The sequence below is a fragment of the Aeromicrobium alkaliterrae genome, from assembly GCF_039529015.1.
GTDB lineage: Bacteria > Actinomycetota > Actinomycetes > Propionibacteriales > Nocardioidaceae > Aeromicrobium > Aeromicrobium alkaliterrae.
Window position 1 is genome coordinate 361182 of record NZ_BAAAME010000002.1, and the last position, 17595, is coordinate 378776.

The following is a 17595-nucleotide window of genomic DNA, read 5'->3' on the forward strand; positions in this document are numbered from 1 at the left end:
GCCGTTCGCGTGATCGGGTGGGATCAGGGGGCGACGCAGGCGACGACGTCGTCGGTGATGGCCTCCCAGGCCTCGAGGTCGTCCTCGGGCAGGCGGACCGTGAAACCGGTCAGGTCGATCTCGCCGTCGACGATGTCCTGCAGCGTGCCGTTGGACATGTCCGAGCCGTGGACCTCCTCGGCCATGCAGTCGGCGGCGTCGGCGTCGATCGGGATCGAGTCCGAGGACTGCGACTCGAACTGCTCGGCGAGGTCGGCCTTCGTGGGTCGGTCGGCGCCGCCGCAGGCAGCGGTCAGGCCGATGAGCGAGACGGCAGCGACCGTCATGAGCTTCTTCATGGAGAACTCCCAGTAGTGGTTCGGCGCGGCCCCCTGCCGCGCACGTCGAGCGTCATTCAACCTGTTCGGCACCTGTGACCGGTGCGCGGGGTCCTCCCGGACGTCGACCGGGAGGACCCGCCGGATCAGCCCGTGATGCAGGCGGCGAGGTCGTCGTTGATGTCGTTCAGCGCGTCGGCGTCGTCCTCGGGGACGGCGGCCGCGCCGGTCACGTCGACGTCACCGTCGACGATCTTGTTCAGGGTGTCGTCGGAGATGTCCGAGGCCTCGATCTTCTCGGCGATGCAGTCGGCGACGTCAGCCGTGATGCCGAGCGACTCGCCCTGCTCCTGGATCGCGGAGCTGAGGTCGTCCGCCGAGGGACGGCCCCCGCCACAGGCGGACGTGAAAGCGATGAGCGAGACGGCCGCAACCGCCATGAACTTCTTCATGGGAACCCCCAGGTATCAGGGCACGGCCATCTGCCGCGCGGTGCTATTCAAGCGGACCTCCGGCGCGGGCGCGATAGGGAGCCCTCCCCATCAGGCAGGGGTCCGCCCAGTGGACCGGCGCGGGGTCAGCCCGTGCAGGTCGTGAGCACCTCGACCTGCAGCCGCGCGAGCGCCGAGCGGTCCGCATCGGTCAGGTCGGCCTTCGCCTCGGCGTCGGCCTCGGCGACGGCCGCGAGGACGTCGTCCGACAGGTCGGAGTCGAGCAGGATCTCGGCTGCGCACTCGGCCTGCTGCTCGGCCACGGGGAACAGGGAGGCGTTGGAGGTGAGCCCGCTCTCGAGGTCATCCATGGACGGGCGGCCGCCGGAGCACGCCGACAGCAGCACGAGGACGACGGCGGCGGTGCCGCCGGCGCGGAACAGGGGCGAGGTCATGCGGGCTCCTGGGACGTTCTCGGGAGTCGGCCGGGTGGCGGACCGCCTCATCGTAGGACCGCACGGGGGCGTCGCGGGATGGTTCGGACGGGCCGGTCGTCCACATGGTGGTACCTGCTGTCTCGCAACTTGACCACGTACGGGCAGAGGGACACACTGGTCGCGTGCACGCGCTCCTTCTCGTATCCGTATGACGTGAACGCCCTCCGGGCGCACGTCTCCCTCGTATGCCTTCGGGCCGGGGGACTTTTTTATGTCACCAGGTAGAGGTGACACCACGAGCCGACACCACACAGCCAGCACGACCGAAGGACACAGCATGACGGGCCAGACGACATCCTCGTCGATCGAGACGGGCGCCGCGACGCTGACGGGTGCACAGAGCCTCGTCCGCGCACTGGAGCACGCCGAGGTCGAGGTCATCTTCGGCATCCCCGGAGGTGCCATCCTGCCGGCGTACGACCCGCTCTTCGACTCGAGCATCCGCCACATCCTGGTGCGCCACGAGCAGGGCGCGGGCCACGCGGCGCAGGGCTACGCGATGGTCACGGGCCGTGTCGGCGTCTGCATGGCCACCTCCGGACCCGGCGCCACGAACCTCGTGACGGCGATCGCCGACGCCTACATGGACTCGGTCCCGATCGTCGCGATCACGGGGCAGGTCTCCTCGGCCCTGATCGGCACCGACGGCTTCCAGGAGGCCGACATCCGCGGCATCACGATGCCGATCACCAAGCACAGCTACCTCGTGACCGACCCCGCGCAGATCCCGCGCGTCATCGCCGAGGCGTTCCACATCGCCGGCACCGGCCGCCCGGGCCCCGTCCTGGTCGACATCGCCAAGGACGCGCTGCAGGCCACCACGACGTTCGAGTGGCCCAACGAGCTCGCGCTGCCGGGCTACCGCCCCACGACGCACCCGCACGGCAAGCAGGTCCGCGAGGCCGCGCGACTCATGATCGAGGCCGAGCGTCCCGTCCTGTACGTGGGCGGCGGCGTGATCAAGGCCGACGCCTCGGCCGAGCTGCTGAAGCTCGCCGAGACCTACGACATCCCGGTCATCACGACGCTGATGGCGCGCGGCGCGTTCCCCGACTCCCACGAGCTGCACCTCGGCATGCCGGGCATGCACGGCACCGTGGCGGCCGTGGCCGGCCTGCAGCGCTCGGACCTGCTGATCAGCCTGGGTGCGCGTTTCGACGACCGCGTCACCGGCAACCTGGACTCCTTCGCGCCGCTGGCGAAGGTCATCCACGCCGACATCGACCCGGCCGAGATCTCCAAGAACCGGCACGCCGACGTCCCGATCGTGGGCGACTGCCGCGAGGTCATCAGCGACCTGCAGACCGTCCTCGACGCCCTCGCCGAGGACGGCGAGAAGGGCGACTACGCGGCCTGGCGCCAGCAGATGCTGTCGGTCAAGGCCAAGTACCCCGTCGCGTACGAGGCGCCCGCCGAGGGGCTCGCCCCGCAGACCGTGATCGAGCGGATCAGCGCGATCGCCGGTCCCGAGGCGGCCTACGTCGCGGGCGTCGGCCAGCACCAGATGTGGGCCACGCACTTCATCGACTTCGAGCGTCCGCGTCAGTGGCTCAACTCCGGTGGCGCCGGGACGATGGGCTACGCCGTCCCGGCCGCGATGGGCGCGCAGGTCGGCAACCCCGACCGGGTCGTGTGGGCCATCGACGGTGACGGCTGCTTCCAGATGACGAACCAGGAGCTCGCTACCTGCGCGCTCGAGGGCATCCCGATCAAGGTCGCGGTCATCAACAACTCCTCGCTCGGCATGGTGCGCCAGTGGCAGACCCTGTTCTACGAGGGGCGCTACTCCAACACCGACCTGAACACGGGCCCGGAGAGCATCGGCGCGCGTCGCATCCCCGACTTCGTCAAGCTCGCCGACGCCTACGGCTGCGTGGGCCTGCGGTGCGACTCGGTCGACGACCTCGACGCGACGATCGAGAAGGCCATGGCCATCACCGACCGTCCCGTCGTGATCGACTTCGTGGTCGAGCGCGACGCCATGGTCTGGCCCATGGTCGCGGCCGGCACCAGCAACGACGACATCAAGATCGCGCGAGACCTCGCGCCCGAGTGGGAAGGCGATGATCTCTGATGAACGAGCGTCAGCGAGTGAACCATCCAGATGTCATGACGACGTCTTCGTACTCTGCACTTCACACGGAGGTGTCGTCATGACGACGCAGCACACCCTGTCGGTCCTGGTCGAGAACACCCCCGGTGTCCTCGCCCGTGTGTCGAGCCTGTTCATGCGCCGCGGCTTCAACATCGAGTCGCTCGCGGTCGGACCCACCGAGATCCCCGAGATCAGCCGCATGACGATCGTGGTGAACGTCGACGAGCTGCCGCTCGAGCAGGTCACCAAGCAGCTCAACAAGCTCGTCAACGTGCTCAAGATCGTCGAGCTCGACGCCGGCTCGGCCGTCGAGCGCGAGCTCATGCTGATCAAGGTCAAGACCGACCCCGCCACCCGCGGCCAGGTGCTCGAGACCGTGCAGCTGTTCCGGGCGAAGGTCGTCGACGTCGCGCCTGACGCCGTCACGATCGAGGCCACCGGCGACTCCGGCAAGCTCAACGCCATGCTGCGGGTCCTCGAGCCGTTCGGCATCCGCGAGATCGCCCAGTCCGGTCGCGTCGCGATCGGTCGTGGCGCCCGTTCCATCACCGACCGCAGCCTGCGTGCCGTCCCCGGCACCCAGGCCGGCTGAACCACCCCACCCAAGGAGAGATTCTCGTGCCCGAGTTGTTCTACGACGACAACGCCGACCTGTCGATCATCCAGGGCCGCAACGTCGCGGTCATCGGCTACGGCAGCCAGGGTCACGCCCACGCGCTCAACCTGCGCGACTCGGGCGTCGACGTCCGCATCGGCCTGAAGGAGGGCTCGAAGAGCCGCGCCAAGGCCGAGGCCGAGGGCCTGCGGGTCCTGGGTGTCGCGGAGGCCGTCGAGGAGGCCGACGTCATCGTGATCCTCACGCCGGACCAGGTCCAGCGCACGGTCTACGCCGAGGACATCGCCCCGAACCTCGTCGCGGGTGACGCCCTGGTCTTCGGCCACGGCTTCAACATCCGCTTCGGCTACATCGAGGCGCCCGAGGGCGTCGACGTCGTGCTCGTCGCCCCGAAGGCCCCGGGCCACACCGTGCGCCGCGAGTTCGTCGCGGGCCGCGGCATCCCCGACATCATCGGTGTCGAGCAGGACGCCACGGGCAAGGCCTGGGACCTCGCGCTCTCGTACGCGAAGGCGATCGGCGGCACGCGCGCCGGCGTCATCAAGACGACCTTCACCGAGGAGACCGAGACGGACCTCTTCGGCGAGCAGGCCGTCCTGTGCGGCGGTGTCTCGCACCTCGTCCAGGCGGGCTTCGAGACGCTGACCGAGGCCGGCTACCAGCCGGAGATCGCGTACTTCGAGGTGCTCCACGAGCTCAAGCTCATCGTCGACCTCATGTGGGAGGGCGGCATCGCCAAGCAGCGCTGGAGCATCTCCGACACCGCCGAGTACGGCGACTACGTCTCCGGCCCGCGCATCATCGACGCCTCGGTCAAGGAGCGCATGAAGGAGGTCCTCTCGGACATCCAGTCCGGTGCCTTCGCCGAGCGCTTCATCGCCGACCAGGACAACGGCGCGAAGGAGTTCCTCGAGCTCCGTGAGAAGGAGGCCGGTCACTCGATCGAGACGACCGGCAAGAACCTCCGCTCGCACTTCGCGTGGAAGCAGACCGACACCGACTACGTCGAGGGTTCTGCCGCCCGCTGATCATCAGCTGACTGCTCCGCTGGGGGCGAGATTCCGAGAGGGATCTCGCCCCCAGCGGCGTTCCGTGCCAGGTGGACCGGCGATGATGCAATCGGGTTGCTCGGGCGACCCGCAGGCATCATCCCCAGTCAGCGGCGTGCCAGGTCCGATGCATGTCGGTACCTGGGGCTGCCTCGACGCATCATCGCGGGTCCCGGCCCCGCCGTGTGGTCCGTGCCTGCGTGTCGGATCCACCCGCGACGGCCGGATGAGCGTCGAGGACCCCCTACGCGATCAGGTCCAGCGGGGACTCGCGCGTGACGTCCGCAGCGCGCCCGCCCAGCACGTCGTCGAGCGCGAGCCGCAGGCGTGAGACCGCCTCGGTGAGCCGGTCGGGGGAGTGCACGTACGGCAGGCGCACGTGGCGCTCCCCGGCGGTGCCGCCCTGGCTGAAGAACCGCGGGCCCGGGGTGAGCAGCAGCTCGCGACGCTCGGCGGCCGCGCACAGCCGCGTCGAGATCCGTCCGGGCAGCGTGACCCACAGGTTGAGACCTCCGGGTGGGCACGGCGCCTCGATCTCCGGCACATGGGCTGCGAGCTCGCCGAGCAGGTGGTCGCGTCCGGTGCGCAGCGCGGCGCGCCCGGCGGCCGCCGTCTGCCCGCCGTCGGTCATGAGCTCGGCGAAGACCATCTGGTCGAAGGCCGAGGAGCTGAGGTCGTCGATCATGCGGGCCTGCACCAGCCCCATCACGAGGTGACGCGGTGCGCGGAGCCAGCCGACGCGCAAGCCTCCCCAGAAGGGCTTGGACGAGGACCCGATGACGACCGCCGAGGCGTCGTACGCCGCCAGGCTGGGCGGCAGCTCGATCCCGTCGAGGTTGACCTCGCGCATCGACTCGTCGACGATCGCCGTCACCCCGTGACGGTGCAGGCCGTGGGCCCACGCGCCGCGCTCCTCGTCGGTCATCACCGCGCCCGTCGGGTTGTGGAAGTCCGGGATGACGTACGCGAGCTTGTGGCGCCCCGCTGCCAGCGCCGTGGTGAGGGCCTCGACGTCCCACGGGGAGCCGCCGACCGGCAGGGGAGTGAGGCGCCCGCCGGCCGCGACGAGCGCGTCGTGGGCGTGCGGGTAGCTGCTGCCCTCGACCAGCACGCGGTCGCCCGGCGACAGCAGCGTGCGCGACAGCAGCGAGATGGCTCCCATCGCACCGCTCGTGACGATGATCTGCTGCGGGTCGGTGGGGAGCCCCCGCTCGGTGTAGTGCGCGGCCAGCAGCTCGCGCAGCACCGGGAGGCCGTCCGGCAGGTAGCCGCTCGTCGCGAGGAGCCCCGGCAGCTTCTCGATCGCGCGCTCGAAGGCTCGCGTCATGCCCGGTGGGCCGACCGGGGCCGAGTAGGTGAAGGCGAGGGTGTCGCCGTCGCCGTGCATCCCGATGAGGGTGCTCGCCGACGACGCCTGCAGCGGCAGCGCGATCGTGCTGCCGGAGCCGCGGCGGGACTCGATCAGTCCGGCGTCACGCAGCTCGGCGTAGACCCGCGAGGTCGTCGTGCGGCTGACGCCGAGGGCCGTGGCCAGCTCGCGCTCGCTGGGCAGCCGTGCGCCGTCGGCGAGACGACCGTCCATCGCGGCGATGCGGATGCGGTCGGTGATCTCGACGTACGCGGGCCCGTCGTCGTCGAGCTGGCCGATGACGGTCGCGAGACGCCGGGCGGAGAGGACGGGTGCCATGAGTCCACCTTCCCCCGATTGGCTATGGAACGCAAGGCCAATCTCTTTCATGCTGGACCCATGATGATCCTCGGAATCCTGCTCCTCGTCGCCGTGTTCGCGTCCTGGCGGACTCTGGCGCTCGTCATGACCGACGGCTACGGCGACCGCCCCGGCCCCCGCAGCCACGACCACGAGTACGTCGCCCCGTGGCGCGCGTGACCCGCAGCCTGCCGGGGCGCTTCGTGCGCCTGCTGGTGGGCCTGTGGCTCTACGGCGCGACGATGGCGCTGCTGGTCGAGGCCGGTCTCGGCCTCGACCCGTGGGACGTGTTCCACGAGGGCGTCACGACGATCGTCCCGCTCACGTTCGGTCAGGTCGTGATCGCGACCGGCGTCGTCGTGATGCTCGCGTGGATCCCGCTGCGCCAGCGTCCCGGCATCGGCACGGTCCTCAACGTCCTGCTGATCGGCATCGCCGCCGACGTCACGCTCGCGTGGCTCCCGACCCCGGACCACCTGGGCGTCCAGATCTCGTTCCTGGTGGGCGGCGTGGTGGGCAACGCCCTCGCCGGCGCCCTGTACATCGGCTCGAGCTTCGGCACGGGTCCGCGCGACGGCCTGTGGAGCGGCATCGTGCGGCGCACGGGCCTCAGCATCCGCGTCGTGCGCACGAGCCTCGAGCTCACGGTGCTGGCCGTCGGGTTCGCCCTGGGCGGCACCGTCGGCGTGGGCACCGTGATCTACGCGCTCGCGATCGGCCCGCTCGTGCAGGCCTTCCTCACGATGCTCGACGGCCCGCCGCCGGCGCCGGGGTCAGCGTCGCGTGGCGATGACGAGGCTGGCGTCGGCGTCGATCAGCATCTCGACCGCGACGAACCGCTCGTCGGTGAGCCACTGCTCGCGGACGGAGTCGACCTGACCGTCGACGATGGGCGGCCAGTGCGCTGAGACGGTGAAGTCGTCGAGCACGGCGATGCCGCCGGGCTCGAGCAGGTCGGCGAGGTGGTCGATCTCCGCCATGACCTCCCGCACGTCGACGAAGATCAGCGAGAACGGTGCGTGCTGCTCGAGCGTGCGCCAGTCGCCCGAGGTGATGTCGATGCTGTCGACGTCGGCGAAGATCTTCTGCACGTCCTCGGCGAGCGACGGGTCGAGCTCCGCGCTCACGATGCGGGCGTCCTTCGCGGCGCCGCTGGCGAGCCAGGCCGAGCCGACGCCGGTGCCGGTGCCGAGCTCGGCGAGCGTGCCGGTGCGGCTGGCGGCCAGGGCCGAGAGCAGCCTGCCGGTCTCGTTGCGCGTCGAGGTGATGAAGCCGCGCTGCCGGGAGAGGTCCAGGGCGCGGCCGACGAGCTCGGGGACGTCGAAGGGCGAGGACACGTCCTCAGTCTGGCACGTGCGAGCCCCGGGAAGCCGCGCCGACTGGTGGGTGAGACGCACGTCGCGTGGGGCGCGACACGCCACATCTTCGTTACCGACGGGTAGGCAATCGGCCGCGCGGTGGGGTATCGTCGTGGGCATGCGGAAGCAGCTCGTATCCATCGCTTGCCGCGGCAGGGTCTCCTAAAGGCCGACGACCTGCCGCGGAGTTCTGGCGTTGGCCCGCTGAACCGCTGCAGGATCGCTTCTTCACCACCTGAGATCTAGCTCCTTCTCGTGTCGGTCACCCCGACCACGCGGTTCATCGGACCAGCTGTCTGTCACGACCGCTGACCACACGAACCGAGAAGGAGTCATCACCATGTCCGATCACACCATCGAGTGGGGACCTGCCCACCTGCGCGACGACGCCAACGAGACGCTCGACGCGCTCATCGCCACCGACCGTCCCGACGACAACTGACGTCCACGGGACGAGACACCGGTTTCAGCATCTGAGACTGGCAGTCGTAGGATGGCTACATGAGTGAGCGCCAGCGAACGACAGTTCAGGATCCGGTCATGCCGGCACTGCCTACCGTGCCCTTCCTCAAGGCGGTGGCGGCATGACGCAGACGTACAACCTCGCGGTCGTCGCCGGAGACGGCATCGGCCCGGAGGTCACCGAGCAGGCGCTCCGAGTCCTCGACCAGGTCGCGGCGCAGCACGACCTCGCCTTCGCCCGCACCGAGTACGACCTCGGCGCGCGGCGCTGGCACGCGACGGGGGAGACCCTGCCGCAGAGCGTGCTCGACGAGATCAGGGGCCAGGACGCGATCCTGCTGGGCGCCGTCGGTGACCCGTCGGTGCCGTCCGGCGTGCTCGAGCGGGGCCTGCTGCTGAAGCTCCGCTTCGAGCTCGACCACTACGTCAACCTGCGTCCGTCGAAGCTGTACCCGGGCGTCCCGACGCCGCTGGCGCAGAGCGTCGTCGACAAGGGCGACATCGACTTCGTCGTCGTCCGCGAGGGCACCGAGGGTCCGTACGTCGGCAACGGCGGCGCGATCCGGGTCGGCACGCCGCAGGAGGTCGCCACCGAGGTCAGCCTCAACACGGCCTTCGGTGTCGAGCGGGTCGTCCGCGACGCGTTCGCCCGCGCCCAGGCGCGCCCGCGGCGCAAGCTCACGCTGGTGCACAAGAACAACGTGCTGGTGCACGCCGGGCACCTGTGGAGCCGCACGGTCGACGCCGTCGCCGCCGAGTTCCCCGAGGTCGCGGTCGACTACCTGCACGTCGACGCCGCCACGATCTTCCTGGCGACCGATCCGGCGCGCTTCGACGTCATCGTCACCGACAACCTGTTCGGCGACATCCTGACCGACCTGGCCGCGGCCATCACCGGTGGCATCGGCCTGGCCGCGAGCGGCAACGTCAACCCCGACCGCACCGCCCCGAGCATGTTCGAGCCCGTGCACGGCTCGGCGCCCGACATCGCCGGGCAGAGCAAGGCCGACCCGACCGCCGCGATCCTCTCGAGCGCGCTGCTCCTGGACCACCTCGGACACCCCGAGGCTGCCGCCCAGATCAGCACCGCGGTCGAGGCCGACATCGCCGCCCGCGCCGGAGCCGCATCCGCTCCCCGATCCACGCAGGAGGTGGGGGAGGCCATCGGAACGCTCGTGGCCGGAGGCGTATCGGTGGGCTGACCGTCCCTGTCCCACCTTCTCCGAAAGCATTACCGTGACCTTCATGACCACCACACCGTCCGCTCCCGCCCCGTACGCCAGCACGTTCACCCAGAACCCCGCTGCGCGCACGGAGGACGAGCGGACGGCGATCCTCGCCGACCCCGGGTTCGGCAACCACTTCACCGACCACATGTTCCTCGCCGAGTGGACGCCGGAGACGGGCTGGCAGGACGCGCGCGTCGTGCCCTACGGCCCGCTGCTCCTCGACCCCGCCACGGCGGTCCTGCACTACGCGCAGGAGATCTTCGAGGGGCTCAAGGCGTACACGCACGCCGACGGCTCGGTCTGGGGCTTCCGGCCCGAGGCCAACGCCGACCGGCTCCAGCGCTCGGCCCACCGCCTCGCGCTGCCCGAGCTGCCGACCGACTGGTTCCTCGGGTCGATCGCGTCGCTCGTCGCGGCCGACCGGGCCTGGGTGCCGACGGGTGAGGAGCGCAGCCTCTACCTGCGTCCCTTCATGTTCGCCTCCGAGGTCTTCCTCGGCGTGCGTCCGTCGCAGCACGTGACCTACTCGGTCATCGCCTCGCCGGCCGGTGCCTACTTCAAGGCCGGCCTGAAGCCCGTCGACATCTGGCTGTCGGAGACGTTCACGCGCGCCGGCGCCGGTGGCACGGGTGCCGCCAAGTGCGGTGGCAACTACGCCGCGAGCCTGCTCCCGCAGCAGGAGGCCTTCCAGCACGGCTGCGAGCAGGTCGCCTTCCTGGACTCGGTCGAGAACCGGTGGGTCGAGGAGCTCGGCGGCATGAACCTGTACTTCGTGCAGTCCGACGGGTCGATCGTGACCCCGGAGCTGTCCGGCTCGATCCTCGAGGGCATCACCCGCGACTCGATCCTGACGCTGGCCCGCGACCTGGGCCACGAGGTCGTCGAGCGCAAGGTCTCGATCGACGAGTGGCGCGACGGCGTCGCGAGCGGTCAGATCACCGAGGTGTTCGCGTGCGGCACGGCCGCGGTCGTGACCCCCGTGGGTCGCCTGGCCTGGAACGGCGGCGAGGTCGACTGCGCCAAGGGCGAGATCGGCAAGGTCACCGCAGATCTTCGTGCGGCGCTCGTCGACATCCAGTACGGCCGCGCCGAGGACCGGCACGGCTGGCTGACCCGCCTGGCCTGATCCGCACGGTCCCCGGCGGCGATCACTCGCCGTCGGGGCCGACCGGGTCGGCGGGCAGGGCCGGGTCGGCGTTCTCGTGGACGTCCTGCACGACGACCCACCGGTCGCCGTCCCGCTCGAGCTCGAACTCCGACGTCGTCGAGTACGAGGTGTCCTCGCCCGCGACGGCGTAGGTGTGCGTCATCTCCACCAGGACGGTCGCGATGTCGTCGTCCTCCGAGGTGACCTCGAGGTCGTCCACCTCCACCGCAAAGCTGTCGAAGTCGAGGTCGGAGTCCTCGGCCTGCTCGCGCGCCTCCTCGACCTGCTCCTCGCAGGTCTCGACCGAGCGGAAGTCGGTGATCGGGTGCTCCGCCAGCACCGTGCAGTCCAGGTCGTTGCTGGCGTCGAGGAACTCGCGCACGGCCTCCTCGGGCGACTGGGCAGCCGGTGCGGATCCGCCGTTCCCGTTCCCGTTCCCGTCCCCGTTCGCCTCGGAGCCGCCGAGCGCCAGGACCAGGGCCGTGGCCGCGACGCCCACGAGCAGCAGCGCGCTCACGACGATGGCGGCGACCAGCGCGACCTTGCCGCCGTCACGCGCCGACGGGGTCGAGGGAGCGGGGGGCGGCACCTGGATCGTCATGCCCGTTCAGAGCGAGGGCCGGGGCGGAAAGTTCCCGGTCACCCGTCCGTGACGGCGATCGGTTCCTGGTCGGTGACGAGCCAGCGCCCGCCGAGCAGGACCAACGAGTAGTCGCCCGTGTGGCGCGGGTAGGTGACGTCACCGTCCAGCTGGGTGACCTTCTGACTCAGCTCGAGGCGCACGACCGCGACGAGGCCGGTCTCGGACAGCACCTCCAGGTGCTCCACCGTGACGTCGACGGCCAGGGGATCGACCTCGTACCCCTGGGCCTCCGCCTGCTCCTGCGAGCGTCGCATCGCCTCCGCGCACGCGGTGGCATCGGGGAACCGGGCGATGGGATGCATCACCAACGCTTCGCAGTCGCCCAGGTTCGAGGCCCGGACGTAGGCGAGCATCGCGTCCTCTGCGGACGGCGCAGCGGTGGGCGGGGTCGCGTCGTCGGCCCGTCCCGTGAGGCTGCGGGTCACGAGCACACCGGACACGACGAGTGCCACCGCGGCAACGAGGGCGAGGACGGGGAGGATGCGGCGTCGGCCATCACGGTGGAGCTCCACCGTCAGTCCTCCTGGACCGTCTCGAAGCCCGTGATGTTCCAGCGGCCGTCGTCGTTGCGCAAGGTGTAGTCGACGGTGTTCTCGTAGGTCGTGGCGTCGGCACCCTCCCCGTAGGACTGGGTGAGCTGCAGGCGGACCGTCGCGGCTCGGTCGCTCTGCTCGGTGACCTCGACGTCGGCGATCGTCAGCTCCACGAGGTCGTCGCCCTCGACGTCGTCGGCACCGCTGAAGAAGTCCTCGCAGTCCTCCACGGAGTCGTAGTCGCCGACGTCGTGAGCGGCGAGCACGTCGCAGTCGCGCGTTTGAGCGCCCTCCAGATAGGTGCGGACGGTCTCGTCAGGCGCCTCGGACGGCGCGGCGGCGACGTCGTCCGCCGGCTCCCGACCGGTGTCCTGGTCGTCGTCGCCCGTCAGCAGAAGGGCGGCTACGACCGCGGCGGCGGCCAGGGTGGCGGCGATCACGGCGAGCACCGCGAGAAGGCGGCGGCGGGAGGAGGGCGCAGCAGGAGTCGTCATGAGACGTAGGAGGCTAGCGCGGTCCTGAATGTTCCGCTCAGACCTCGCGGGCGATGACGACCTTGCCGATGACGTGCCCGTCCTCCACGAGGCGGTGCGCCTCGCGCAGCCGCTCGGCGTCGATCGGGGCGAGGCGGGTCGTCGCGGTCGTGCGCAGCGTGCCGGCGTCGACGAGGTCGGCGACCTCGTCGAGGATCTCGTGCTGGCGCACCTGGTCCGGCCGGGCCTGGATCGGCCGCGTGAACATCAGCTCCCAGTGCCAGGAGAGGCTCTTGGACTTGAACGCGCGGATGTCGAGCGAGGAGGGGTCGTCGATGGCGACGACCGCGCCGAAGGGCGCGAGCATCTCGGCGAACGGCTCGACCATGCCCTCGGAGTGGGCCGTGAAGATCCAGTCGACACCGTCGGGTGCGACCTCCGCGACGGCCGCCACGAGGTCGCCGCGGTGGTTGACGACGTGGTCGGCGCCGAGGGAGCGCACCCACTCCTCGCCCTCGGGGCGCGATGCCGTGGCGACGACCGTGACGTGGGGGAGCAGGTGCTCGGCCAGCTGCAGCATGATCGAGCCGACCCCACCGGTCGCGCCGACGACGAGAAGCGTGCCGGCCGACTCCGCCGTCAGGCCGAGCTTGTCGAACAGCGACTCCCACGCGGTGATCGCGGTCAGCGGCAGGGCGGCCGCGTCCGCGAACGACAGCGACGTCGGCTTGCGTCCGACGATCCGCTCGTCCACCGCGTGCAGGGAGGCGTTGGTGCCGGGGCGCGTGATGTCGCCCGCGTACCAGACCTCGTCGCCCGGCTGGAACAGCGTGACCGCGTCGCCGACCTCGCGCACGACGCCGCTCGCGTCGAACCCCAGCACCCGCACGCCGTCCGGGTCACCGCCGGTGCGGACCTTGACGTCGACCGGGTTCACCGACACCGCCAGCACCTCGACCACGAGGTCGTGGGGTCCGGGGGTCGGGGCATCGACCTCGACGTCCTCGAGCGATGCCGGGTCCGAGACGGGCAGGGAGCGGGAGTAGCCGACGGCGGCGATCCGGGTCATGGACCCAGCCTGCTCCGAGGCGGCAACTCGCGCAGGGCGACGTGCTCCGGACCGGCCCCGCTGTGGTTGCATCGGGGTATGACTCACATCACACCTGAGGCACCACTGACGCGACTCGAGCACGACCTGATCGGGGAGCGTCACGTGCCGGCGGAGGTCTACTGGGGCGTGCACACCCTGCGCGCCCTGGAGAACTTCCCCATCACCGGCATCCCCATCTCCGACAGCCCGTTCCTGGTCGAGGCGATCGCCGCGGTCAAGGAGGCGGCGGCGATGGCCAACCACCAGCTCGGACTGCTCGACGACGAGCGCTTCGCGGCGATCCGCGACACGTGCGAGGAGATCCGCGCGGGCCAGTGGCACGACGAGTTCGTCGTCGACGTGATCCAGGGCGGCGCCGGGACCTCGACCAACATGAACGCCAACGAGGTCATCGCCAACCGGGCCCTGGAGCTCATGGGCCACGCCAAGGGCGACCACCACGTGCTGCACCCCAACGAGCACGTCAACCTCAGCCAGTCGACCAACGACGTCTACCCGACGGCGGTCAAGATCTCGATCATCCTCGCGGCCCGCGAGCTCCTGGCCGCGATGCTGCGGCTGGAGGACTCCTTCGCGCGCAAGGCGCTGGAGTTCCACGACGTCCTGAAGATGGGGCGCACCCAGCTGCAGGACGCGGTGCCCATGACGCTGGGGCAGGAGTTCGGGACGTACGCCCAGATGCTCGCCGAGGACCGCGCCCGGCTCTCGGAGGCGGTCGCGCTGCTGCACGAGATCAACCTGGGCGCCACCGCGATCGGCACGATGCTCAACGCGCCGTCGGGCTACGTCGAGATCGCGTGCACGCACCTGAGCGAGATCACGGGCCTGCCGCTGGAGACCGCGGTCGACCTGATCGAGGCGACACAGGACTGCGGCGCGTTCGTGCAGGTCTCCGGCACGCTGAAGCGCGTCGCGGTCAAGCTCAGCAAGATCTGCAACGACCTGCGCCTGCTGTCGTCCGGGCCGCGGGCCGGACTCGGCGAGATCAACCTGCCGGCAGTCCAGGCGGGGTCGAGCATCATGCCCGGCAAGGTCAACCCGGTGATCCCGGAGGTCGTGAACCAGGTGGCGTTCCAGATCATCGGCCACGACGTCACGGTCTCGATGGCCGCCGAGGCGGGGCAGCTGCAGCTCAACGCGTTCGAGCCGGTCATCTGCTTCTCCCTCGCGGCCGGGATCTCCCGCCTCGAGCAGGCGATCGTGGTGCTCGCGGAGCGGTGCGTCGACGGCATCACGGCCAACGTCGAGCACCTGCGCGCCGAGGTCGAGGCGTCGATCGGTCTCGTCACGGCGCTCAACCCGTTCATCGGCTACGAGGCCGCCACGGCGGTCGCCAAGGAGGCCCTGCTGACGGGGCGCGGGGTCGCCGAGCTCGTGCTCGAGAAGGGCTTGCTGCCCGAGGAGCACCTGCAGCGCATCCTGCGTCCGGAGACGCTGGCGAACCTGGGGCCCAAGCCGCCCGTCCGGTGAACGGACTCAGCCGAACAGCGTGACCGGGTCGTCGAGGAACGTCACCGCGAGCTCCTCGGCGACCAGGTCCAGGCTGATGCGCACACCGGAGGAGGGCGCGCTCTCGGCGTCCCCGAGCCCGGGCTCCCCGAGCCCGGCCGCGACGTCGTCGAGGGTGATCGTGGCGGGTCCGACCGGGTCGTTCTGGGGCCACTCGACCAGCAGGCGGTGGGCGAGACCGGTCAGCAGCGCGATGCCGGCCGGCAGGCTCGCGGGTCCGACCGCGCTCGCGCGCAGCTCGGGAAGCCCGAAGGTCGCCAGGCCGTGCGAGACGATGTCGAGGCTGGTCTCCGTGGCCGGCGCGAGGTCCATCGCGACCCACTGCTTCGCGATCGTCGGGTCGGTCGCCTCCAGGGGGTGCGTCACGAAGCGCGGCACCGCGAGGTCGATGACGAGTCCGTCGTGCTGAGCCGCGATCGTCAGGGCCTCGAGCCGCGCGGCCACGGCGTCCGTGGCTGCCGAGGCGGTCGGCCCGGTGCGGTGCAGGACCTGGACGTGCGGGCGGGCCGCGAGGCCGTCGAGCTGCTCGCGGTCGGCACCGAAGCGGCGCAGCAGTGCCGGCGTCGGCAGCGGGACCGGTGACGGCACGTCGGGCCCGACCGGCTGGGCGGTCACGACCGCGTGGACGCTGTGGCGAGTGTCGGGGACCGGGACGTTCACGAGGCGCACCCCGTCTTGGCAAGCATGGTGGTGAAGTCTAGACTCACGCACGTGACGACCCTCACCGTGATCATCATTGCCGGGCGCGCCGGATCCTGACCGTCAGGAACCAGCGCGCCGCCTCCCGATCCCGGGGGGCTTTTTTGTTGCCAAAGGACCCCACACCATGACCGCGAACCCGGACCCCCGCTTCCACGTCTACGACACGACGATGCGCGACGGCGCCCAGCAGGAGGGCCTCAACCTCTCCGTGCAGGACAAGATGCACATCGCGCGGCACCTCGACGACCTCGGCGTGGGCTACATCGAGGGCGGCTGGCCGGGCTCGAACCCCAAGGACACCGAGTTCTTCGCGCTCGCGGCCAAGGAGCTCGAGCTGCAGCACGCGACGCTCGCGGCCTTCGGTGCCACGCGTCGCGCCGGGGCCGTCGCGGCCGACGACCCGCTGGTCGCGGCGCTGCGCGAGTCGGGCGCGTCCGTCGTGACCCTCGTGGCCAAGAGCCACGACCGGCACGTCGAGCTCGCCCTGCGCACGACGCTGGCCGAGAACCTGGCGATGGTGCGCGACACGGTGCAGCACCTGCGGGCGGAGGGACAGCGCGTCTTCGTCGACCTCGAGCACTTCTTCAACGGCTACCTCGACAACCGCGCGTACGCCCTCGAGGTCGTGCAGGCCGCGACCGAGGCCGGCGCCGAGGTCGCGGTGCTGTGCGACACCAACGGCGGCATGCTGCCGCACCAGGTCACCGACATCGTCGGCGACGTCGCTGCGGCGACGGGTGCCCGACTCGGCATCCACGCGCACAACGACACCGGGTGCGCCGTCGCGAACTCGATGGCGGCCGTCCTCGCGGGCGTGACGCACGTGCAGGGCTGCCTCAACGGCTACGGCGAGCGCACGGGCAACGCCGACCTGGTCACGTGCATCGCGAACCTGGAGCTCAAGCTCGACCGCCCGGTCCTGCCGGAGGGTCGGCTCGCCGAGGCCACGCGCATCGCGCACGCGGTCTCGGAGATCACGAACTACCCGCCGTCCGCGCGCCAGCCGTACACGGGCGTCTCGTCCTTCGCCCACAAGGCGGGGTTGCACGCCAGCGCGATCCGGGTCGACCCCGACCTGTACCAGCACATCGACCCGGCCCTCGTCGGCAACGACATGCGCCTGCTGGTCTCGGAGATGGCCGGTCGCGCGACGATCGAGCTCAAGGGCCGCGAGCTGGGCTTCGACCTGGCCGACGACCCGGCCCGCCTCGCGCGCCTGACCGACCGCGTCAAGGAGCTGGAGCAGTCCGGCTACACGTTCGAGGCGGCCGACGCGTCGTTCGAGCTGCTCCTGGTCGAGGAGGTCGAGGGCGCCCGTCCGCGCTACTTCGACATCGAGTCGTGGCGGGTCATCGCCGAGGCGTCGCTGGCCGAGGCGACCGTCAAGATCGTCGCGGGCGGTCAGCGTCTGGCCGTGATCGGCGAGGGCAACGGACCCGTCAACGCCCTCGACCACGCCCTGCGCCAGGCGATCGAGCAGGTCTATCCCGACGTCGCCCAGTTCCACCTGACCGACTTCCGGGTCCGCATCCTCGACCAGGGACACGGCACCGACGCGATCACCCGGGTTCTGATCGAGACGTCCGACGGCAAGGACTCCTGGGTCACCGTCGGCGTCGGGCCGAACATCATCGAGGCGTCCTGGGTCGCCCTCACCGACGCCTTGACCTACGGCCTGCGGGCGCACGGGGTCGCTCCCGCCGCGAGCTGACCGA

The 17595-nt window shown here is 70.7% G+C and carries 18 protein-coding genes and 1 pseudogene; 9 read left to right on the forward strand and 10 right to left on the reverse strand.

The genetic code is table 11. The features are described 5' to 3' along the window. Window positions 1–23: 23 nt before the first annotated feature. The 3 genes from ABD127_RS02790 to ABD127_RS02800 all read right to left on the reverse strand — a co-directional run bounded on the left by ABD127_RS02790 (window position 24) and on the right by ABD127_RS02800 (window position 1203). The gene (locus ABD127_RS02790; RefSeq protein ID WP_344197492.1) at window positions 24–338 is read right to left on the reverse strand and encodes a hypothetical protein; all 315 of its coding nucleotides are present in this window, start codon (window positions 336–338) and stop codon (window positions 24–26) included. 125 nt (window positions 339–463) lie between these two features. Next, entirely contained in the window at window positions 464–769 is a 306-nt protein-coding gene (locus tag ABD127_RS02795; protein ID WP_344197494.1) for a hypothetical protein, read from the reverse strand. 125 nt (window positions 770–894) lie between these two features. After that, window positions 895–1203, reverse strand: a complete 309-nt coding sequence (locus ABD127_RS02800) for a hypothetical protein (protein ID WP_344197495.1) — start codon at window positions 1201–1203, stop codon at window positions 895–897. Window positions 1204–1522: 319 nt separating this feature from the next. Between ABD127_RS02800 and ABD127_RS02805 the strand changes: the two genes are divergently transcribed. The 3 genes from ABD127_RS02805 (at window position 1523) to ilvC (ending at window position 4984) form a co-directional block, all read left to right on the forward strand. Beyond that, window positions 1523–3319 (forward strand): acetolactate synthase large subunit, encoded by a 1797-nt coding sequence (locus ABD127_RS02805; protein WP_344197497.1) that lies wholly within the window; start codon window positions 1523–1525, stop codon window positions 3317–3319. A gap of 79 nt (window positions 3320–3398) precedes the next feature. Next, on the forward strand, window positions 3399–3932 hold the full coding sequence (ilvN, locus tag ABD127_RS02810) for an acetolactate synthase small subunit (protein WP_344197499.1): 534 nt from the start codon (window positions 3399–3401) through the stop codon (window positions 3930–3932). A 26-nt stretch (window positions 3933–3958) separates the two neighbouring features. Next, window positions 3959–4984, forward strand: a complete 1026-nt coding sequence (ilvC, locus tag ABD127_RS02815; RefSeq protein WP_344197501.1) for a ketol-acid reductoisomerase — start codon at window positions 3959–3961, stop codon at window positions 4982–4984. A gap of 265 nt (window positions 4985–5249) precedes the next feature. Here the strand turns inward: ilvC and yczR are convergent, their stop codons facing one another. Beyond that, window positions 5250–6692: a MocR-like transcription factor YczR gene (yczR, locus tag ABD127_RS02820; protein WP_344197503.1), complete on the reverse strand. Its 1443-nt coding sequence runs from the start codon at window positions 6690–6692 to the stop codon at window positions 5250–5252. A 60-nt stretch (window positions 6693–6752) separates the two neighbouring features. Between yczR and ABD127_RS02825 the strand changes: the two genes are divergently transcribed. After that, window positions 6753–6893: a hypothetical protein gene (locus ABD127_RS02825; protein WP_344197505.1), complete on the forward strand. Its 141-nt coding sequence runs from the start codon at window positions 6753–6755 to the stop codon at window positions 6891–6893. A 62-nt stretch (window positions 6894–6955) separates the two neighbouring features. Further along, window positions 6956–7396, forward strand: a pseudogene (locus tag ABD127_RS19125) (YczE/YyaS/YitT family protein); the annotation flags it as partial. Window positions 7397–7486: 90 nt separating this feature from the next. Here ABD127_RS19125 and ABD127_RS02830 read toward each other — a convergent pair. After that, window positions 7487–8050 (reverse strand): O-methyltransferase, encoded by a 564-nt coding sequence (locus ABD127_RS02830; RefSeq protein WP_344197507.1) that lies wholly within the window; start codon window positions 8048–8050, stop codon window positions 7487–7489. A gap of 605 nt (window positions 8051–8655) precedes the next feature. Between ABD127_RS02830 and ABD127_RS02835 the strand changes: the two genes are divergently transcribed. Beyond that, window positions 8656–9735, forward strand: a complete 1080-nt coding sequence (locus tag ABD127_RS02835; RefSeq protein ID WP_344197508.1) for a 3-isopropylmalate dehydrogenase — start codon at window positions 8656–8658, stop codon at window positions 9733–9735. Between the two features lie 43 nt (window positions 9736–9778). After that, a complete protein-coding gene (locus ABD127_RS02840) occupies window positions 9779–10888 on the forward strand; it encodes a branched-chain amino acid aminotransferase (protein ID WP_344197510.1) in 1110 nt (369 codons plus the stop codon). Between the two features lie 22 nt (window positions 10889–10910). Here ABD127_RS02840 and ABD127_RS02845 read toward each other — a convergent pair whose 3' ends face one another. From ABD127_RS02845 to ABD127_RS02860, 4 genes are read right to left on the reverse strand one after another with little or no spacing between them, the layout of a single operon-like run. Continuing rightward, window positions 10911–11510 carry a hypothetical protein gene (locus ABD127_RS02845; protein ID WP_344197512.1) on the reverse strand — a complete coding sequence of 200 codons (600 nt, stop codon included), beginning with the start codon at window positions 11508–11510 and terminating at the stop codon, window positions 10911–10913. A 38-nt stretch (window positions 11511–11548) separates the two neighbouring features. After that, window positions 11549–12064: a hypothetical protein gene (locus ABD127_RS02850; protein WP_344197514.1), complete on the reverse strand. Its 516-nt coding sequence runs from the start codon at window positions 12062–12064 to the stop codon at window positions 11549–11551. A gap of 2 nt (window positions 12065–12066) precedes the next feature. After that, entirely contained in the window at window positions 12067–12579 is a 513-nt protein-coding gene (locus tag ABD127_RS02855; RefSeq protein WP_344197516.1) for a hypothetical protein, read from the reverse strand. 37 nt (window positions 12580–12616) lie between these two features. Further along, a complete protein-coding gene (locus ABD127_RS02860) occupies window positions 12617–13627 on the reverse strand; it encodes a zinc-binding alcohol dehydrogenase family protein (protein WP_344197518.1) in 1011 nt (336 codons plus the stop codon). A gap of 78 nt (window positions 13628–13705) precedes the next feature. On the opposite strand from ABD127_RS02860, the gene aspA reads away from it, so the two are divergent. Beyond that, window positions 13706–15139 carry an aspartate ammonia-lyase gene (gene aspA / locus ABD127_RS02865; protein WP_344197520.1) on the forward strand — a complete coding sequence of 478 codons (1434 nt, stop codon included), beginning with the start codon at window positions 13706–13708 and terminating at the stop codon, window positions 15137–15139. Window positions 15140–15145: 6 nt separating this feature from the next. Here the strand turns inward: aspA and ABD127_RS02870 are convergent, their stop codons facing one another. After that, the gene (locus ABD127_RS02870; protein ID WP_344197522.1) at window positions 15146–15838 is read right to left on the reverse strand and encodes a hypothetical protein; all 693 of its coding nucleotides are present in this window, start codon (window positions 15836–15838) and stop codon (window positions 15146–15148) included. Between the two features lie 166 nt (window positions 15839–16004). Here ABD127_RS02870 and cimA point away from each other — a divergent pair, with 166 nt between their 5' ends. Continuing rightward, the gene (gene cimA, locus ABD127_RS02875) at window positions 16005–17591 is read left to right on the forward strand and encodes a citramalate synthase (protein ID WP_344197524.1); all 1587 of its coding nucleotides are present in this window, start codon (window positions 16005–16007) and stop codon (window positions 17589–17591) included. The last annotated feature ends 4 nt before the right edge of the window (window positions 17592–17595 follow it).